The organism is Paenibacillus sp. FSL H8-0283 (assembly GCF_045040675.1).
Classification (GTDB): Bacteria; Bacillota; Bacilli; order Paenibacillales; family Paenibacillaceae; genus Paenibacillus; species Paenibacillus amylolyticus.
Map to the genome: position 1 here is coordinate 2,727,368 of NZ_CP150295.1, position 17,004 is coordinate 2,744,371.

Genomic DNA, 17,004 nt, shown 5'->3' on the forward strand with positions numbered 1-17,004 from the left:
GTTCTATAATGTGGTCACACCACAAGGTGAAACGAAAAAAGGGAGGATCACAACATGCGAACCAAAAAAAAGTGGGGACTTGCCATAACATTGGCTATGGTGATGCTGGTCAGCACGGCATGTAGCAGTACCAATGGAGGAGCAGGCTCCGATAATGAAACTTCAACGAGTGGGAATGGCAGTACACCTGCCAGCGCCAAAACAATTACGCTTGGTTTTTCGCAGGTTGGTGCGGAGAGTGGCTGGCGTTCGGCGAATACCAAGTCGATTCAGGATTCAGCCAAAGAAGCGGGTTATGATTTGAAATTCTCCGATGCGCAGCAGAAGCAGGAAAATCAAATTAAAGCTTTGCGATCCTTCATACAACAGAAGGTGACGGTGATTGCTTTTTCCCCTGTTGTAGAATCCGGTTGGGATACCGTATTGAAGGAAGCGAAGGATGCAGGAATTCCCGTGATTTTGACGGACCGTGCTGTGGATTCGCCGGATAAAACCCTCTACAAAACCTTTATTGGTTCCGACTTTGTAGAAGAAGGACGCAAAGCAGGTCAGTGGCTTAGTGACCAATACAAGGACACACAAGACGAAATCAACATTGTTGAGCTGCAGGGTACAACAGGCTCCGCACCAGCGAATGACCGTCAAGAGGGCTTTATGGAATTGATTGCTTCCAATTCGAAGCTTAAAGTGATTGCTTCACAATCGGGTGACTTTACACGTGCCAAAGGCAAAGAAGTCATGCAAGCTTTCCTCAAAGCACATAAAAAAATAGATGTTCTCTATGCACATAATGACGATATGGCACTTGGGGCAATCCAGGCCATTGAAGCGGCAGGATTGAAACCAGGCGTAGATATTACCATTATCTCTGTGGATGCCGTGAAGGATGGTATGCAGGCTGCTGCTGATGGCAAAATCAACTTTATCGTTGAATGTAATCCGTTGTTAGGACCTCAATTAATGGAAGCGGTTCAATCGGTAGTGGACGGGAAAGACATCGAACCCCGAATCGTTACGGATGAGACGACCTTCACATCGGAGCAAGCCAAAGAAGCATTGCCAACACGTGAATATTAAAGCAGATTCGTATAACACCGAAAAGTCATTTTTCGACCAGGCTGTCGCTAAATGACTTTTTTCCATAACAAAGGAGAGGGTTATATGGCCGAGCAAGCACCCATTTTGCAAATGACAGGCATCACCAAACAATTTCCCGGGGTTAAAGCGCTATCCAGCGTCAGCTTTCGCTTGTTTCCGGGCGAGATTCATGCCTTGATGGGTGAGAATGGAGCGGGGAAGTCGACGCTTATTAAAGTTCTGACTGGCGTTTATTCCATTGATGAAGGAACGGTAACCATGGATAACCGGCATCTTTCGATCTCCGGTCCGCTTGAAGCGCAAAAGGCGGGAATCAGTACCGTTTATCAAGAGGTCAATCTTTGTCCGAACTTAACGGTCGCTGAGAATATTTTCATCGGGCGGGAGCCGATGCGATTTGGCAAAATCAATTGGAAGCAAATGAACAAAGATGCGGAGAACATTCTGCGAGACAGATTACATCTGTCCATAGACGTTAAGGCTCCTTTACAGACTTACTCGGTCGCGATGCAACAACTGATTGCAATTGCAAGAGCACTCAGCATCTCGGCAAAAGTGCTCATATTGGATGAACCCACATCCAGTCTGGACAAAAACGAGGTTCAGCAACTGTTTCGTATTATGCACAAATTAAAGAGTGAAGGTCTCGCAATTCTTTTTGTTACTCATTTTCTTGATCAGGTATACGAAATGTCGGATCGTCTAACGGTGCTCCGTAACGGGGAATTGGAAGGAGAGTACATAGCCGCAGAACTTCCACGCATGGAACTGGTTCTCAAGATGATCGGCAAGGAACTCGAGGTGCTTGAGGAGCTTCCGAAGGAAGCGGATGCTGCCCAGGCGGAGTCGGGAGAACTGTTAATTACCGCTAAGGCACTTGGACGCAAAGGAGCAATTGAGCCATTTGATCTGGACATTCGCAAAGGAGAAGTCGTGGGCTTGGCTGGGTTATTGGGGTCTGGTCGTACCGAGATCGCTCGCCTTTTCTTTGGTGCAGATCGTTCAGATGTAGGCAAGCTGCTCGTTGTAGATACAGGAAGTACGGTCAAGTCGCCGCGTCATGCAATTGATCAGAATATTGCTTTTTGCTCCGAGAACCGTAAAACCGAAGGCATAATCGATGATTTGACCATTCGGGAGAACATTATTCTGGCTTTACAAGCGACACGAGGCTGGTCCAAACCCATCTCACGCAAGAAACAGGATGAGATCGCCGAAAAGTACATCAACCTGTTAAATATCCATCCGAAAAACCCGGAGCATTTAATTAAAAATCTGAGCGGCGGTAATCAGCAAAAGGTGTTGCTTGCACGGTGGTTGCTGATGAACCCCGATCTGTTGATTCTCGATGAACCTACGCGTGGAATTGATATCGGTGCCAAGACTGAAATACAGAAGCTGGTGCTCTCTCTGTCGAAGCAGGGCATGGCCGTGCTGTTCATTTCGTCCGAGCTGGAAGAAGTGATTCGTGTCAGCCACCGGATTGCCGTAATCCGGGACCGCAAAAAAGTGCAAGAACTTAGCGGGGATCAGATCCATCAACAGCAAATCATGAAAGCAATGGCAGGAGGTTAAAGAGATGGCGGGCAAGATGCGTAAACATCATTTGTTTTGGCCGTTATGTATGCTTGGTTTACTTTTAATCTTTAATTTGCTGTACTCTCCGGATTTCTTCTCCCTCGTCATGCGTGAAGGGAATCTGTATGGCAGCTTGATTGATATTCTCAATTTTGGAGCGCCCTTAATTCTGGTATCGATCGGTATGACACTTGTGATTGCGACCGGAGGTATCGATTTGTCCGTGGGCTCCATTGTAGCGATCTCCGGTGCCGTGGCTTGTATGAGCATCAGCAGAGGAGTGGATCAGAATTCGCTCGGGCTTATGTTGGGCGCACTTGGATTATCTATAGGTCTCTCACTGATCTTGGGCATATGGAATGGGGCGCTGGTTTCGGTTGCCCGAATCCAACCCATTATTGCAACGCTTATTCTGATGGTAGCTGGACGTGGGATTGCGCAATTGATTACGAGTGGACAGATTATTACTGTATCCAACGCAAACTATGCCTATATCGGGGCAGGTTCGCTTGCAGCATTGCCTTTTTCCATCTTCATCGTATTAACTGTACTGCTTGTTGCCTCACTGTTGACGAGAAAAACGGCACTGGGACTGTTTATTGAATCGGTTGGAAGTAACGCAAACGCGAGCCAACTGGCAGGTATTCGTTCAAAAACGGTTATTCTCACGGTATATGTCTTCTGTGGTCTGTGTGCCGGCATTGCCGGGCTTATTCTCAGCTCGAATGTATCCAGTGCGGATGGCAATAACGCAGGTCTGTGGTATGAACTTGATGCCATTCTTGCTGTAGTCATCGGGGGTACTTCGCTCAATGGTGGTCGTTTCTATCTAATGGGTACCGTCGTTGGAGCACTCATTATCCAAACCTTAACAACGACGATCTATATGATTGGAGTCCCGCCAGAAGTTACGTTGGTTGTCAAAGCCTTTGTAGTACTGGCCGTATGTTTGATTCAATCCGATTCATTCCGCAATTCCATGGTGATCCGTTGGAAAAAACGGAAGTTTCCAGCCGAACAGGGGGTTAACCGCCATGTTTCTTAATCGTAAGTATCTCCCGGTCTTTGTCACCTTCGGTTTGCTGGCCGTGATGTTTGCCATAGGCTCTTTCCGGTATACGGGGTTCTTTTCCACACAGGTACTGCTTAATCTTCTCATTGATAACGCATTTCTGATTATCACGGCAATTGGCATGACTTTTGTGATTGTATCGGGAGGAATCGACCTGTCGGTAGGATCTGTCATTGCGCTGACGACCATCATTAGCGCAAGTCTGGTCGAGAAGCAAGGATGGTCGCCTGCGATCGTTATACCTATGGTGCTTGTCATGGGTGCGTTGTTTGGCACAGTCATGGGGGCGATCATCCACTATTTTAAAATTCAGCCTTTCATCGTGACACTGGCAGGCATGTTTTTGGCGCGGGGGCTGTGTTATGTCATCAGTCTCGACACCATTACCATTACGAATCCATTTTACACACAGGTTGCGCAGGCGAAGATTTCCCTGCCAGGGGGCAGCTTTGTCTCCATTAATGTGATTATTGCTCTGGTCATTGTACTACTCGCGATCTACCTGGCACATTACACCCGGTTTGGGCGCAACGTTTACGCCATCGGCGGAAGCGAGCAATCCGCGTTGCTCATGGGACTGCCGGTTGCACGTACCAAAATCCTGGTGTACACGTTCAGCGGTTTGTGTTCCGCGCTTGCCGGTGTTGTCTTTACCTTCTATATGTTATCCGGTTATGGATTACACGCCATGGGTCTTGAACTCGATACCATTGCCGCTGTTGTAATAGGAGGCACCTTGTTAACAGGTGGTGTAGGATATGTGGCGGGAACCTTTATTGGTGTATTGATCCAGGGGGCTATCCAAACTATAATTAGCTTCGAAGGTACGCTCAGCTCATGGTGGACCAAGATTGTGATTGGCCTGATGCTGTTTGTTTTTATTTTGTTCCAACGACTTCTTAGCGGGCGGCGAGTATCCTCGAAATCACTGCATTAAGTTGATCGAATTAAATGATATTGAACACGGATACCGAAACAATGATATAACAATATGCGCTCTGCATTGGTGAATGTTGAGCGTAACATGGAGATGGGGGATATGTGAGTGAGAAGACATGTGAACTGGTTGTGTTTGTTCATTCTACTGCTGCTTGTCGGCTGCACAACCCCTGAGTCTGAATCTGTTCCTCCTCTCATCTCGTCTAACAACTTAGAAACTCTTCCCTCCGTTGAGGAATGGATGGAATCAGCGGTAGCAAGGGATACCTCAACGAAACCGATTGTCTTGGGTTTTTCACAACTGGGCAGAGAGAGTGCCTGGCGTCTGGCAAACTCCACGTCTATTCGCAATGCTGCGGCTGAATCGGGAATCTCCCTTGTCATAAAAAATGCAGAACAGTCTCAGACGAAACAGTTCGAGGCTGTTCGGTCGTTCATCAGGCAAAAGGTGGATGTCATTGCCATTGCACCGGTCGTGGAATCGGGCTGGGATGGTATCCTACAGGAGGCCAGGGATGCAGGTATACCCGTGATTATCGTAGACCGGTCAGTTGATGTCAAAGACACTTCACTTTTTGTGACAACGATTGGATCGGACTTTTATGAGGAAGGTGTGAAGGCCGGAAAGTACATTCAGGATCGGATGCGAAATCATCCGGGTTTGATACGGATTGCCGAACTGCAAGGCACGAGTGGTTCTACACCCTCTATCCAGCGTGGCGAGGGCTTTAGAAGCATTTTCGAAACCAGAGCAGATATCATCTTCTCACAAAGTGCTCCTGCCGATTTTACGGAGGACAATGGGAAACAAGTGATGAAAGAATTCCTTCAGGTCCCGGAAGACGAACGGCCGCAGGTTCTTTTTGCCCATAATGATGAAATGGCTTTTGGCGCCATACAAGCGATAGAAGAAGTTGGGCTGAAGCCGGGAGAGGACATTATCATTGTCTCGGTGGACGGCTCCCGCAAAGCACTTGAAATTTTGGCGAGTGGGAAAATCAACGCTGTGGTGGAATGTAACCCGCTGCTTGGTCCTCAGCTTATGCAGGCTACAAAAGAAATTATTGCAGGGCGTACACTCCCGAAGCGCATGGTGCCCCCGGAGGATATTTTTACAAAGGAGAGTGCTGGACGGGAGATGTACAACAGGCGATTCTAGAATTCGTGAAAAATTAGAACATTTTGGATAAAATTCAATTTACTTTAAATAGAGGTATCGTTTATACTGAACTCACCTTGAACTAAAAGCTCTTCTCTATGAGAAAGGACGTAGCGGATTACATACTTTTGAAAGCGCTTTTTTTCGAGGGGTGAGAGTTCGATAAAGAGAGGGAGTGTAGAAGGTAGTATGCTGTGAATATATTATGAGGAGGTAATTTTATGTTCAAAGTTAAGCTGGCAAAGGCGGTAATATCTCTCGCACTTTTCGGTACCTTGTTTTCTATTCCGGGGGTGCCTGATGCTCGTGCTGCAGATGCAAGTTGCCCGAATGGTTATGTAGGTCTGACGTTTGATGATGGCCCATCTGGAAATACAACAAACATGCTTAACGCGTTGAAGCAGGCTGGCTTACGGGCAACGATGTTCAATGTTGGACAAAATGCACAAAATAATAAATCTCTGGTTTCTGCACAAGTAGCAGCTGGTATGTGGATTGGCAATCATTCCTATACACATCCAAACATGACTACATTGAACAGTTCTCAGATGTCGTCAGAGATTACTCGGACACAACAGACGATCCAGTCTATTACCGGAAGTTCACCTAAACTGTTCAGACCTCCTTACGGTGCGACAAATGCGACCTTGAAATCCGTTGTGAGCCAAAACGGTCTGAAGGAAGTACTGTGGAACGTAGATTCCCAAGACTGGAATGGTGCCAGCGCAACCCAGATTGTAGCAGCTGTGAATACGATGAAAAGTGGTGACGTCATACTAATGCATGATCAGTACCAGACGACACTTCAGGCCATTCCGCAGATTGCACAAAATCTGAAGAATCGCGGCCTTTGCTCCGGCATGATCTCATCAACTACCGGTCGGGCAGTCGCACCCGATAATAGCACTACTAATCCCCCGAGTAACGGAACAAAAGTGGAAGCTGAGAACATGATCAAAGGTGGACAATACACCGGCAATATCAGTTCTCCTTTCAATGGTGTGGTCCTTTATGCCAACAATGATTTGGTTAAATACACTCAGAATTTTGCAACGAGCACTCATAATTTCTCGCTTCGTGGAGCTTCAAACAATGCCAACATGGCTAGAGTTGATTTGAAGATTGGCGGACAGACGAAGGGAACCTTTTACTTTGGCGGAAGCGCTCCAGCGGTTTATACCCTGAATAATATCAGCCATGGGACGGGAAATCAGGTCATTGAGTTGGTTGTAACAGCCGATGATGGGACATGGGATATATATATCGATTACTTGGAAATACATTAACAAGCTTAGGTTGATTGAAAAATAATGCACTATAATGAAATCCCGTTGGGTTGACCCAATGGGATTTCATTATGTTTTTTTCCATTTTGTAACACAAAAGTGGAAGGAAAACATTTATAATGGATGAAATTGTATGTGAAGAATCTGGTTTCTATTGAAAATTTCATTGAATGGGAGTGAAATCATCAAATGATCATCATGATTAATGGAGCGTTTGGTTCGGGAAAAACTTCTGCAGCAGAAGCACTTCAGCCCTTAATTGCAAACAGCATGATCTACGATCCTGAAGAAATAGGTTATATGCTCAGAAAACTTCTTCCGGAGAATTGTAGAGAGGAAAGGGAACGTACGGATGATTTTCAAGATATCGATTTATGGAAAATTCTAACCGTAAAGACGGCTAAAGAAGTAAAGCAGAAATACAACAGACACTTAATTATCCCCATGACCATCTATAAAATGGAAAACTTTCATTACATCTATAACGGGTTGAAAGAGATCGATCAGGACATTCATCATTTTTGCCTTACGGCTACAGAAGAGACGATTTATCATCGTTTGGCTAAACGTGGAGATGAATATGGAGGCTGGCAGTATCAACAAGCACCAAAGTGTGTTGAAGCTTTCAAAGATGAAAAATTTCAAACTCGCATTATTACCGATCATCTGGAGACTAGTGAAATCATAGAACTCATATTGAGGAAGGTCCTATCCAAATAATTATCATTTTTTATTAAGGAGGATTTTAGGATGATGATTGTACATGTACTCTTAAGAAAAGAGTGGGAAGCCGCGTTGATTAATGGGATTCTAAAATAAAGTCAGAAGCTATATGGGAAGATCTGTATAATGAAGGCAGGGAATATCCTCATATTTACGGTGAATTAAATCTAGACGCGGTATTTCATACATATGATGAAGACATGAACAGAAGAGGATGGAACCTAATTGACGACAGTGACTTTTGAAGAGGTAACCGAACAGCACCTCCCTGAAATTAGAGAGATTTATAACTATTATGTAATGAATACAACGATTTCGTTTCATACGGAGGAATTAGATATTGATCAGATTAAATCCTCTGTGATGAACAAGGATACGCGGTATAAAACTTATGTAATTCTTGAAAACAATCAAATGATGGGTTATGTTCTGATCACCCAATATAAGAGTAAACAGGCATATGACATTTGCGGTGAAGTCACCATATATTTGAAGCCCGATATTTTGGGAAAAGGCTTGGGGAAACAAGCACTACGTTTTATTGAGAAGATTGCAAAAGAACAAGGATTCCATACCTTAATTGCGACGATTTGCATGGAGAATACAAGAAGTAAATCATTATTTGAGAGAAATGGTTATGAACAATGTGCTCTGTTTAAAGAGATTGGATATAAATTCGATAGAAAACTGGATATTGGAAGTTTCCAAAAGATATTGTAAGGAGAATACGAAATGAGTAGAAACCTATATATTATATCTGGCCCCCCTGGAGTAGGGAAATCTACAACTTCCAAGCTGCTGGTTCAGACTTTAGATAAAAGTGCCTACATTTCTGGAGATGAGGTTAGTCACTTTCCGGTCAAAGGGCGAGGTAAACCCTGGCTTGATAAGGATACAAACGACTTAACTTGGAAAAATATATCTAGTCTAGTGAAAAACTTATTGGATTATAAATACGATGTTGTTCTGGACTATGTGGCCCTTCCGGAAGACATTGATGGATTAATGACAGAATTGGAAGACTATCATGTTCGCATAATCTATGTTGTACTCATGGTTGATCGTCAAACGATTATTCGTAGAGACCGTCTAAGAGCGGAAGAATATCAAATGAAAGAAAGAAGTATAATTCTGCTGGATGAGTTTGAAAATCATCCCGATCTGAGAGTAGATAACAAGCTGTATACTAATCATTTTACAGAAGCACAATTACCTGAAATAGTAAGTGGAATTATAAATAATGAGAAGTATCGATTGAAATAACTGTACTGTTATTATGCTTCGAATTGAAAATGATAAGAGGGTGAACAGATGAACAGAGGAATACGTTTTGAAATACCAAATGCCTATGGTCGCTTTCTTGGGGAGATTTTAAAACCAATGGAAGTATCTAATTTCGATTGGTTTATTGGTGAGGAGGAGTCCTATTTCGTTGTTGATGATACGTTAGGGGATGATCTTTTTCCGGATGTGATTATGGGTATGAATGGAGAAGAATTACAGAAGATTATTGATGACAACGAGTATTATTTAATATTTGCGAATTTAAAAGCATTTCCAAAAGGCTCACAAATAACAGATGTAATCACCTATGAAGATTATGTGGAGAGTGAGTGTCAGATGGTTCTTCTTGTGATCGATAGTATCTACGTCACGGTTTATTGTAAAGATCTAGAGAAAGTCGAGGAATTATATAATCATATAAATAGACAGGGATTTGAATCTCTCGCATATTTAACAGATGAGAATGATGCTAGGACAAAACTATCGGTCTGGTGATAAAGGAGCATGGGATTAACTGCTAAGGTTTGATAGAACTTCCCATGCTTTCGTTGTTATGCATTAGCATAGCGTTGAGTTTAGTGTTAGGGGTTAAATGCTAACGAACCTGACACGTCTTATTCGGGAATTTGAAACGCCCTCCGAAATCTAAGACACGCTATACCAGAAAAAATAGCCTTTTGTAGCGTTTTTGTAAGATGATTTTGAGAAATAAGATGTCCTGTGTTCCTTAGAAAATCGCCTGGCGATTCGCCAGCATCAGCCACCCTGAATTTTAGGGATTTTCGGACGGTAAGCTGGCACCCATCATCGTTTAACTTGCCTGAGTATGAAAACAGACTCTAGTCCGTTTCCCCATGATATTTGAATGTTTATGAATACGATTACATCTTATGAATGAAAAAGGAGTTGAGAGAAAGATGGAGACAGAACGACTTATATTTCGGAAATACACCAAATATGATTTCGATTTACTTTTTGAGATGACACGTGAGCCAAATATGATGAAATTTATAAGACATGGAGGACCCTGGACGAAGGAAGAAACCATGCAAAGCCTGGAAAAGTTCATCAACTGGAATAAAGACGATAAAGGGCTGTTCCTCGCATTTAATAAAGAGGATAACAAGTTAATTGGAACCTCTGGACTGATTCCTCAAATCATTGAAGGCAATGATGAGCTTGAAGTTGGTTACTGGGTTGTAGAGCAATACTGGGGAATGGGTTATGGTTATGAACAAGCAAAAGCGTGGAAAGAATATGGCATGGATCACTTGAAGCAGAAAAGATTAATATCGTTAATTCAACATGGCAATGTGGGTTCTATGAAAGTCGCGCAAAAGAATGGTATGAAACACGAGAAGGACGTAGATATAATTGGGAAAAATGTAGCAGTATACTCGATTGAGGTGAAGTGAATATGACTCCATTTCCTGAACTAGAAACCAAAAGATTGCTGTTAAGAGAGATTAAACAGAGTGATTCCCAAGACATATTTCATATTTTTTCTTCAGATGAAGTTACAAGATTCTACGATGTAGAAAGTTTCACAACTATAAAACAAGCAGAAGTACTTATACAAAGGTGGAAAGAACGATTCGAAAATGGTCAGGTGATCCGCTGGGGAATTGCTTTGAAATCGGACAACAGAATTATTGGAACATGCGGATTTCATGGTTGGATGAAACAACATCATAAAGCTGTGTTGGGATATGAGTTAGCACCAGAGTTCTGGCGGCAGGGTTACATGACCGAGGTAACTCAGAAAATCGTTGAATATGGATTCAAGAATCTTGAATTAAACAGAATTGAAGCATTTGTCGAGCCAGAGAACGCGGGATCAAGGAAGTTACTTGAGAAAATTGGGTTCAGTGAAGAAGGCATATTGAAAGAACATTATTATTGGAAAAATCGATTTGTTGATAATGTCATCTATGCATTTTTGAAGAAAGAATATGTATGAGAATACGAATTATTGGATCTTGCGGTAGTGGGAAATCAACATTAGCCAAAGAATTGTCGGATAAATACGGTATTCCTTGCTATGAATTAGACAATCTCATCTGGGACAGAAGTGCCGAAAATCTGAGATATCCTGAACATGTTAGGGATGAATCAGTCCAGTCTATTGTCAGTTCAGAAGCTTGGATCATAGAAGGAGTACATTGCAAAGATTGGACAATAGCGTCCATCCAGGAAGCGGATTTGATTTTTGTATTAGCTCCAAATGTTCTCATTAGAGATTATCGAATTATAAAGAGGTTTGTATTGTCCAGAATGGGCTTGCAACCGTGGAATTACAAGCAGTCATTTAAGAACTTATGCAAGATGATTGTGAAATGGAACCATCAATATAATATAGAAGAAGTTATATGTACAATTAACAAAAACCATAAGACTGCAACAATCACGAAGAATAAAAAACAAGTGATACAGTTGATTGAACATCATTTGGAAGTGGTTGTAAGTGAGAGTAAAAGACCCTTAGAGGTAATCAAAGATTATCGAAAGAGGAGATACAGTGGTGAATATAAAGATACAACCAGTCACACGGGAGAATTGGGAAGAGGCGCTGAAGATCTCTTTGTATGAACACCAAGTCTCATTAGTTCCATCTGTTATTGAGGGGATCGCTTACGCCTATATAAAACCGTGGGATGAAGCATTTGATCCTTACGTACTTGAGATTGATGGGAAGGTATTTGGTTTCTTTTATCTAAGTTATACGCCAGATAGTACAGATAATTACTGGATTGGTGGTTTTCAAATCGATCAATCCTATCAAGGCAAAGGAATGGGAAAGCGCGCTATAAGAGCCATTCTAGATTACATTACAAAACAGCATCCGGAATGCAAGGTTATTTCATTAACGGTTGAACGGGATAACGAAATAGCACAGAATTTGTATAAGAGCATGTCCTTCATTAGTGAGAACAGAACCAATTCAGATGATGAAGTGATCTACAGGTTGGAAATAAAATGATAGACTCAACATTTCAGAGGGCAATATATCTTTGTTAACCAAAAGCGAGGATTGATTGCGGTATTCACAACGATTATATCCGATGATAGCTTGTTACCACTTCAATGGTTTAACAATTATATATTGCAAGAATAGTTGTTTATGGGAGAGATAACATGAGCCACTGGTTTGATCTAGATGAACTTGATCCGGAGTTAATCAAATTTGCAGTTGTGATCGCTATGAGTTACCTGAAATTAAAATAAGCTAGTTTTAGTTGGAGGAACTCTGTTTTGAAACTAAAGGAGATGAAAAGAACTAGTGAATAAGAATAAGGGACTCATCATGTCACTATTACTTTTATTGCTTTTAATTTTGTTATGGAATTCCTTTCGAACTTCAATTTTTGAAGCAGTTACTGTTCAAAAGATTAGTGAAAATGAAATGACTGTAATTAATTTTAATAATCTTGAAAGAACAATAGCCGTTCCAATGGATATGTCAAAACTAATTGAAGAGAACAAGGAATACACTATTTTGTACGATAAAAGGGTCTTTGATAAATACAGACTTCGATCAATAAAGCCATAGGATCTTAGAAATAACATGGGGAAGGAGAGATGGCAACAATCATGATAACGTATAGAACGTTGACCCTTGATGATATGAATCAGCTGCAGGAAATAGATCGCTCGGAACATATTGATCTCATTTATGAAATGAGAGAGAACCGATTGGTTGAACTTGAACAAAATCATGAATGCTCAAACTGGGATGAGATGCTTTTGAAAGAGATTCAAAATCGATATGTGTACGAATTAGAACAAGGTGGCATGGCATATGGCGCGTTTGCTGGCGATCAATTAATCGGATTTGGAGTACTGGCACATCAATATAGAGGAAAAGAACGAAATCAATTACAAGTTGACTTGATGTATGTCTCACGCGGGTACAGAAGACAAGGCGTTGGAAAACGTATTCTAAACGAGTTAGGTGAAGAGGCTAAGAAACGTGGTGCACAGTATCTGTATATCTCCTCCACAGAGACGAAATCAGCGGTATCCTTTTATAGAAGTCAGGGCAGTCAGATTGCAAGTGAGATTGATCAAGAACTCTATGACAAAGAGCCGAAAGATATACACATGATAAAGGAGCTGGGCACATGACAACGGTTGGGATACTCGGAACCATTCATAATCCAGAACTCAGAGAGCGATATCATTGTTCTCTTTCCCTTTACAAGAATGTGATTACTGAGTTTAAACCAGATCTCATTTGTGGTGAAGTTCATCCGCAGAGTTGGTTGAGGTATCTGAAGGACAAACATGATAGAGGATACTGGGGAGAACCAGCCAGTGAGTATTGGGAATTGGTCTTCCCTTTATGCGAGGAGCATAACATCCTATTTGTCCCTATTGACTGGTTTGAATTGGATGTGTGGAATGCTTTTGATCCATTCAACGGTTATTCGGACGTGGAACGCAAAGAACTTGAACAACGGGATGATCATTGGTTTGCAGAGCAAATGGAGACGTATCAGTTTGGCGAGATTCCTTTTAATTCAAAGGAGTTCGATCGTGTAACCAGACAAAAATATGAATGGTTGCATCAGGTAAACGCGAAGGCACAGAACTTTCGCTGGGTGGTCCGTAATCAGATTATGATTCAAAGAGTCAAAAATACAATTGAAGCTCATCCAGGAAAACGAATCCTCTGTATCGTTGGAGCCGATCACAATTACATCTTCCAAGAAGAGCTGATGATAGAACCCGTTGAATTGTTGTATCCGTTACGATAAAGGAACCGTTGGTAGAATTACAAATGAAACTTATTATTTAAGGAGCATTACATGCGCAAAAAAATACGTAAAACACTCAAGTACAGCATATTCAGTATTATTTTAATAGTTATAGTAGCTCTGATATTTCCCACATGGACACCCAAAATTAAAGGTGAAAACAGCATCAGCATGTTAGAACAGGTCGAAATTAACGGTACAGGACATGAAGTCATGATCAGGGGTGTTGATCGGACTAACCCTATCCTGATTTTTGTGCATGGCGGGCCGGGATGCTCGGAGATTCCATACGTAAGGAAGTATCAGAAAGAGCTTGAGCAACACTTCACGGTGGTGCATTACGATCAACGTGGGAGTGGGAAGTCCTATCACTTTTTTGAAGATTACTCGAATCTCACAACAGATGTATTAGTAGATGATTTGTTAGCGTTAAGGGATTATGTATCTAAGGAGTTAGGTCAAGAGAAGGTTATATTAATCGGTCATTCATTTGGTACATACATCGGGATGAAAGCTGCGGCTAAAGCACCTACTCAGTTTCACGCTTATATAGGCATTGGACAGATGGCTAATACACTTCAGAGCGAACTGGAAAGTTTGGAGTACACGTACGAGCAAGCGAAACAAGCCGGTAATGAAGATGATGTTAAAAAACTGGAGCTAATCCGCAGCTCGATCGAGCAAGGAAAGGAACTTACGCCTAGAATTTTGTTGCAAAAGTACGGTGGTGCAGCCAGACTCATCAACGAGAATAGAGATTATATTTCAGGATTCCTTTTAAATCCCGAATATAATGGGCTGGATATGATTCGCTTTTATTCAGGGATGTTCAGTTCACAAGACATCTTACTGAGGGAAGCATTTGATCAAAATTTACCTGATATTGTTGATCATCTGGAGATTCCTACCTATTTTGTAACGGGTAAATATGATTATATGACCACTGCAAATGCAGCACGTGATTATTTTGACGTATTGGATGCACCGATCAAAGACTTCATTGTACTCAACGAGTCGGCGCATTACCCACAGTTTGAAGAGAAAGAAAAATTCGTAAAGTGGTTAATTGAGCTATTTTAATATGCATTGAGAGGAGCAAGATCATATTGTTAAATGAATTCATTGAGCTTGAAGAAGAGAGTGATGAGAGTTACCGGTGTTACACTCTGCAAAATACTGTGCAAATATTTAAACATTGCATACAGGATGAGGATTTAAATGACTTTCGAATATATGTGTCCACTAATACACCGTTAGATTCAATTGTTCATAAAATTGAAGATTACATTAAGTGGTTTTCAACTTGTGAGACTGTCTTTCGAGATTATTATGAGAATGAACTTCAGGAAAAAGTACATCACAATTGGTTTAATGAGATTGAAGTCTATCGTGTGGATATCACATTTAACAGTATAGCCGATTACGGCGCAACAATATCTTGCGGAGATCATATTTTGCGCGATCACATTATGATTATTGATTTTAATAGAGAACAAATCCAAGCAATTCACTTAAACGGATAGATGGATTATTTTGTAGTAAATAGTCACAAAAAACAATAAAGATATAGATTTATTTTCCATAAATGTGTTATTATGTTGTTGTTGGACGAAGAATTCATTTGTTTGATCGATAGAGAGAGGAGGCACGTATTCTCGAATCATTCAATCTGTATGCATAGATTAACTGCACTGCTTGTTAAAAATAATAGAATAAGCGGAGGTATGGTTATGTTCAAAAAATGGAAGAAATTTGGCATCAGCAGCTTGGCACTGGTATTAGTGGCTGCGGTAGCCTTTACGGGATGGAGCGCTAAAGCATCAGCAGCGGACGCTTCGCAAATAGTGTCTGAGATGGGTGCAGGATGGAATCTCGGCAATCAGCTGGAAGCAGCGGTGAACGGTACACCGAATGAGACAGCTTGGGGCAATCCTACGGTAACTCCAGAGTTAATCAAAAAGGTAAAAGCGGCAGGATTCAAATCCATTCGTATTCCCGTTTCCTATTTGAGTAACATTGGAAGCGCTCCCAATTATACAATCAATGCGGCATGGCTGAATCGAATTCAGCAAGTCGTGGATTATGCGTACAATGAAGGTCTGTATGTGATCATCAATATTCATGGTGATGGGTTTAATTCCGTACAGGGTGGATGGCTACTCGTGAATGGTGGCAATCAGACTGCCATTAAGGAAAAATATAAGAAGGTGTGGCAGCAGATTGCCACCAAGTTTAGCAACTACAATGACCGTCTTATTTTCGAATCCATGAACGAAGTATTCGATGGTACCTATGGCAATCCAAACTCGGCCTATTACGCCAATCTGAACGCATACAATCAAATCTTCGTGGATACGGTTCGTCAGACTGGAGGTAACAACAATGCCAGATGGTTGCTGATTCCAGGCTGGAATACCAATATTGACTACACTGTTGGTAATTATGGCTTTGCTCTTCCGACAGATAATTACAGATCCTCGGCTATTCCTAGTTCGCAGAAGAGAATCATGATCTCGGCACATTATTACTCTCCGTGGGATTTTGCAGGTGAGGAAAACGGTAATATCACACAGTGGGGTGCAACTTCTACGAATCCTGCCAAGAAGTCTACTTGGGGACAAGAGGATTATCTTGAATCGCAGTTCAAGTCCATGTACGACAAATTTGTGACTCAGGGCTATCCCGTAGTGATTGGTGAGTTCGGTTCCATTGATAAAACGTCCTATGATTCCAGCAACAATGTATATCGTGCTGCATACGCCAAAGCAGTTACCGCAAAAGCTAAAAAATACAAAATGGTTCCTGTTTATTGGGATAACGGGCATAACGGTCAACATGGATTCGCATTGTTTAACCGTTCAAACAAAACCGTGACGCAGCAAAATATCATTAATGCCATCATGCAAGGTATGCAATAAATTACTGTCTGGCTGTATCCGTGTAAACGGCGTGTTCCTGTAAAAGGGACATGCCGTTTTTTTGTGCTACTGGAGATGAAGATGAACAACATTTACCAATGCATTTTACATAAGCCACATACAGAATTCATTAAATCCCACACTAGCTTTTATATACTTAATTTGCTTGATATAGCGAACTAAAAGGACT

General features: G+C 41.7%; 20 protein-coding genes. All 20 read left to right on the forward strand.

The window, feature by feature from the left end; all coding sequences use genetic code 11:
- The first annotated feature begins 54 nt into the window (after nt 1-54).
- The 20 genes from MHI52_RS12510 (at nt 55) to MHI52_RS12605 (ending at nt 16,814) form a co-directional block, all read left to right on the forward strand.
- A complete protein-coding gene (locus MHI52_RS12510) occupies nt 55-1,077 on the forward strand; it encodes an ABC transporter substrate-binding protein (protein WP_017689009.1) in 1,023 nt (340 codons plus the stop codon).
- 84 nt (nt 1,078-1,161) lie between these two features.
- Nucleotides 1,162-2,673, forward strand: coding sequence for a sugar ABC transporter ATP-binding protein (locus MHI52_RS12515; protein ID WP_036609094.1), 1,512 nt, complete (start codon nt 1,162-1,164; stop codon nt 2,671-2,673).
- A gap of 4 nt (nt 2,674-2,677) precedes the next feature.
- Nucleotides 2,678-3,721, forward strand: a complete 1,044-nt coding sequence (locus MHI52_RS12520; protein ID WP_081745908.1) for an ABC transporter permease — start codon at nt 2,678-2,680, stop codon at nt 3,719-3,721.
- Nucleotides 3,711-4,685 carry a galactofuranose ABC transporter, permease protein YjfF gene (gene yjfF, locus MHI52_RS12525; RefSeq protein WP_017689006.1) on the forward strand — a complete coding sequence of 325 codons (975 nt, stop codon included), beginning with the start codon at nt 3,711-3,713 and terminating at the stop codon, nt 4,683-4,685. Before MHI52_RS12520 ends, yjfF begins: the two co-directional genes overlap by 11 nt.
- 108 nt (nt 4,686-4,793) lie before the next feature.
- Nucleotides 4,794-5,846, forward strand: a complete 1,053-nt coding sequence (locus tag MHI52_RS12530; protein WP_405159111.1) for an ABC transporter substrate-binding protein — start codon at nt 4,794-4,796, stop codon at nt 5,844-5,846.
- Between the two features lie 221 nt (nt 5,847-6,067).
- Nucleotides 6,068-7,132, forward strand: coding sequence for a polysaccharide deacetylase family protein (locus MHI52_RS12535; protein ID WP_100528763.1), 1,065 nt, complete (start codon nt 6,068-6,070; stop codon nt 7,130-7,132).
- Nucleotides 7,133-7,321: 189 nt separating this feature from the next.
- The gene (locus MHI52_RS12540; RefSeq protein WP_339286500.1) at nt 7,322-7,852 is read left to right on the forward strand and encodes an AAA family ATPase; all 531 of its coding nucleotides are present in this window, start codon (nt 7,322-7,324) and stop codon (nt 7,850-7,852) included.
- A 95-nt stretch (nt 7,853-7,947) separates the two neighbouring features.
- A complete protein-coding gene (locus MHI52_RS12545; RefSeq protein WP_405159383.1) occupies nt 7,948-8,100 on the forward strand; it encodes a hypothetical protein in 153 nt (50 codons plus the stop codon).
- The gene (locus MHI52_RS12550; protein ID WP_340984832.1) at nt 8,090-8,575 is read left to right on the forward strand and encodes an N-acetyltransferase family protein; all 486 of its coding nucleotides are present in this window, start codon (nt 8,090-8,092) and stop codon (nt 8,573-8,575) included. The genes MHI52_RS12545 and MHI52_RS12550 overlap by 11 nt, the downstream gene beginning before the upstream one ends.
- A 12-nt stretch (nt 8,576-8,587) precedes the next feature.
- Complete coding sequence (locus MHI52_RS12555) at nt 8,588-9,118, forward strand: AAA family ATPase (protein WP_405159112.1); 531 nt, start codon at nt 8,588-8,590, stop codon at nt 9,116-9,118.
- Between the two features lie 48 nt (nt 9,119-9,166).
- Nucleotides 9,167-9,634 (forward strand): DUF2691 family protein, encoded by a 468-nt coding sequence (locus tag MHI52_RS12560; RefSeq protein WP_339188098.1) that lies wholly within the window; start codon nt 9,167-9,169, stop codon nt 9,632-9,634.
- A 395-nt stretch (nt 9,635-10,029) separates the two neighbouring features.
- The gene (locus MHI52_RS12565) at nt 10,030-10,554 is read left to right on the forward strand and encodes a GNAT family N-acetyltransferase (protein WP_339286501.1); all 525 of its coding nucleotides are present in this window, start codon (nt 10,030-10,032) and stop codon (nt 10,552-10,554) included.
- Nucleotides 10,555-10,556: 2 nt separating this feature from the next.
- The gene (locus MHI52_RS12570; RefSeq protein WP_339286502.1) at nt 10,557-11,099 is read left to right on the forward strand and encodes a GNAT family protein; all 543 of its coding nucleotides are present in this window, start codon (nt 10,557-10,559) and stop codon (nt 11,097-11,099) included.
- Complete coding sequence (locus MHI52_RS12575; protein WP_339286503.1) at nt 11,096-11,728, forward strand: hypothetical protein; 633 nt, start codon at nt 11,096-11,098, stop codon at nt 11,726-11,728. Before MHI52_RS12570 ends, MHI52_RS12575 begins: the two co-directional genes overlap by 4 nt.
- Entirely contained in the window at nt 11,721-12,119 is a 399-nt protein-coding gene (locus tag MHI52_RS12580) for a GNAT family N-acetyltransferase (RefSeq protein ID WP_244660943.1), read from the forward strand. The genes MHI52_RS12575 and MHI52_RS12580 overlap by 8 nt, the downstream gene beginning before the upstream one ends.
- Nucleotides 12,120-12,718: 599 nt before the next feature.
- Nucleotides 12,719-13,264: a GNAT family N-acetyltransferase gene (locus MHI52_RS12585; RefSeq protein WP_405159113.1), complete on the forward strand. Its 546-nt coding sequence runs from the start codon at nt 12,719-12,721 to the stop codon at nt 13,262-13,264.
- A complete protein-coding gene (locus MHI52_RS12590) occupies nt 13,261-13,896 on the forward strand; it encodes a hypothetical protein (protein WP_405159114.1) in 636 nt (211 codons plus the stop codon). The genes MHI52_RS12585 and MHI52_RS12590 overlap by 4 nt, the downstream gene beginning before the upstream one ends.
- A gap of 51 nt (nt 13,897-13,947) precedes the next feature.
- Nucleotides 13,948-14,976: an alpha/beta fold hydrolase gene (locus MHI52_RS12595; RefSeq protein WP_405159115.1), complete on the forward strand. Its 1,029-nt coding sequence runs from the start codon at nt 13,948-13,950 to the stop codon at nt 14,974-14,976.
- A gap of 26 nt (nt 14,977-15,002) precedes the next feature.
- Nucleotides 15,003-15,419: a hypothetical protein gene (locus tag MHI52_RS12600; protein WP_405159116.1), complete on the forward strand. Its 417-nt coding sequence runs from the start codon at nt 15,003-15,005 to the stop codon at nt 15,417-15,419.
- Nucleotides 15,420-15,626: 207 nt separating this feature from the next.
- Nucleotides 15,627-16,814, forward strand: coding sequence for a glycoside hydrolase family 5 protein (locus MHI52_RS12605; RefSeq protein WP_076327775.1), 1,188 nt, complete (start codon nt 15,627-15,629; stop codon nt 16,812-16,814).
- Nucleotides 16,815-17,004: the final 190 nt, after the last annotated feature.

Bases quoted from the DNA above. Each gene is read 5' to 3' on its own strand.
- MHI52_RS12510 (WP_017689009.1), top strand. From the start codon at position 55: ATGCGAACCAAAAAAAAGTGGGGACTTGCCATAACATTGGCTATGGTG.
- MHI52_RS12515 (WP_036609094.1), top strand. From the start codon at position 1,162: ATGGCCGAGCAAGCACCCATTTTGCAAATGACAGGCATCACCAAACAA.
- MHI52_RS12520 (WP_081745908.1), top strand. From the start codon at position 2,678: ATGGCGGGCAAGATGCGTAAACATCATTTGTTTTGGCCGTTATGTATG.
- yjfF (WP_017689006.1), top strand. From the start codon at position 3,711: ATGTTTCTTAATCGTAAGTATCTCCCGGTCTTTGTCACCTTCGGTTTG.
- MHI52_RS12535 (WP_100528763.1), top strand. From the start codon at position 6,068: ATGTTCAAAGTTAAGCTGGCAAAGGCGGTAATATCTCTCGCACTTTTC.
- MHI52_RS12540 (WP_339286500.1), top strand. From the start codon at position 7,322: ATGATCATCATGATTAATGGAGCGTTTGGTTCGGGAAAAACTTCTGCA.
- MHI52_RS12555 (WP_405159112.1), top strand. From the start codon at position 8,588: ATGAGTAGAAACCTATATATTATATCTGGCCCCCCTGGAGTAGGGAAA.
- MHI52_RS12560 (WP_339188098.1), top strand. From the start codon at position 9,167: ATGAACAGAGGAATACGTTTTGAAATACCAAATGCCTATGGTCGCTTT.
- MHI52_RS12565 (WP_339286501.1), top strand. From the start codon at position 10,030: ATGAATGAAAAAGGAGTTGAGAGAAAGATGGAGACAGAACGACTTATA.
- MHI52_RS12570 (WP_339286502.1), top strand. From the start codon at position 10,557: ATGACTCCATTTCCTGAACTAGAAACCAAAAGATTGCTGTTAAGAGAG.
- MHI52_RS12575 (WP_339286503.1), top strand. From the start codon at position 11,096: ATGAGAATACGAATTATTGGATCTTGCGGTAGTGGGAAATCAACATTA.
- MHI52_RS12585 (WP_405159113.1), top strand. From the start codon at position 12,719: ATGGCAACAATCATGATAACGTATAGAACGTTGACCCTTGATGATATG.
- MHI52_RS12590 (WP_405159114.1), top strand. From the start codon at position 13,261: ATGACAACGGTTGGGATACTCGGAACCATTCATAATCCAGAACTCAGA.
- MHI52_RS12595 (WP_405159115.1), top strand. From the start codon at position 13,948: ATGCGCAAAAAAATACGTAAAACACTCAAGTACAGCATATTCAGTATT.
- MHI52_RS12605 (WP_076327775.1), top strand. From the start codon at position 15,627: ATGTTCAAAAAATGGAAGAAATTTGGCATCAGCAGCTTGGCACTGGTA.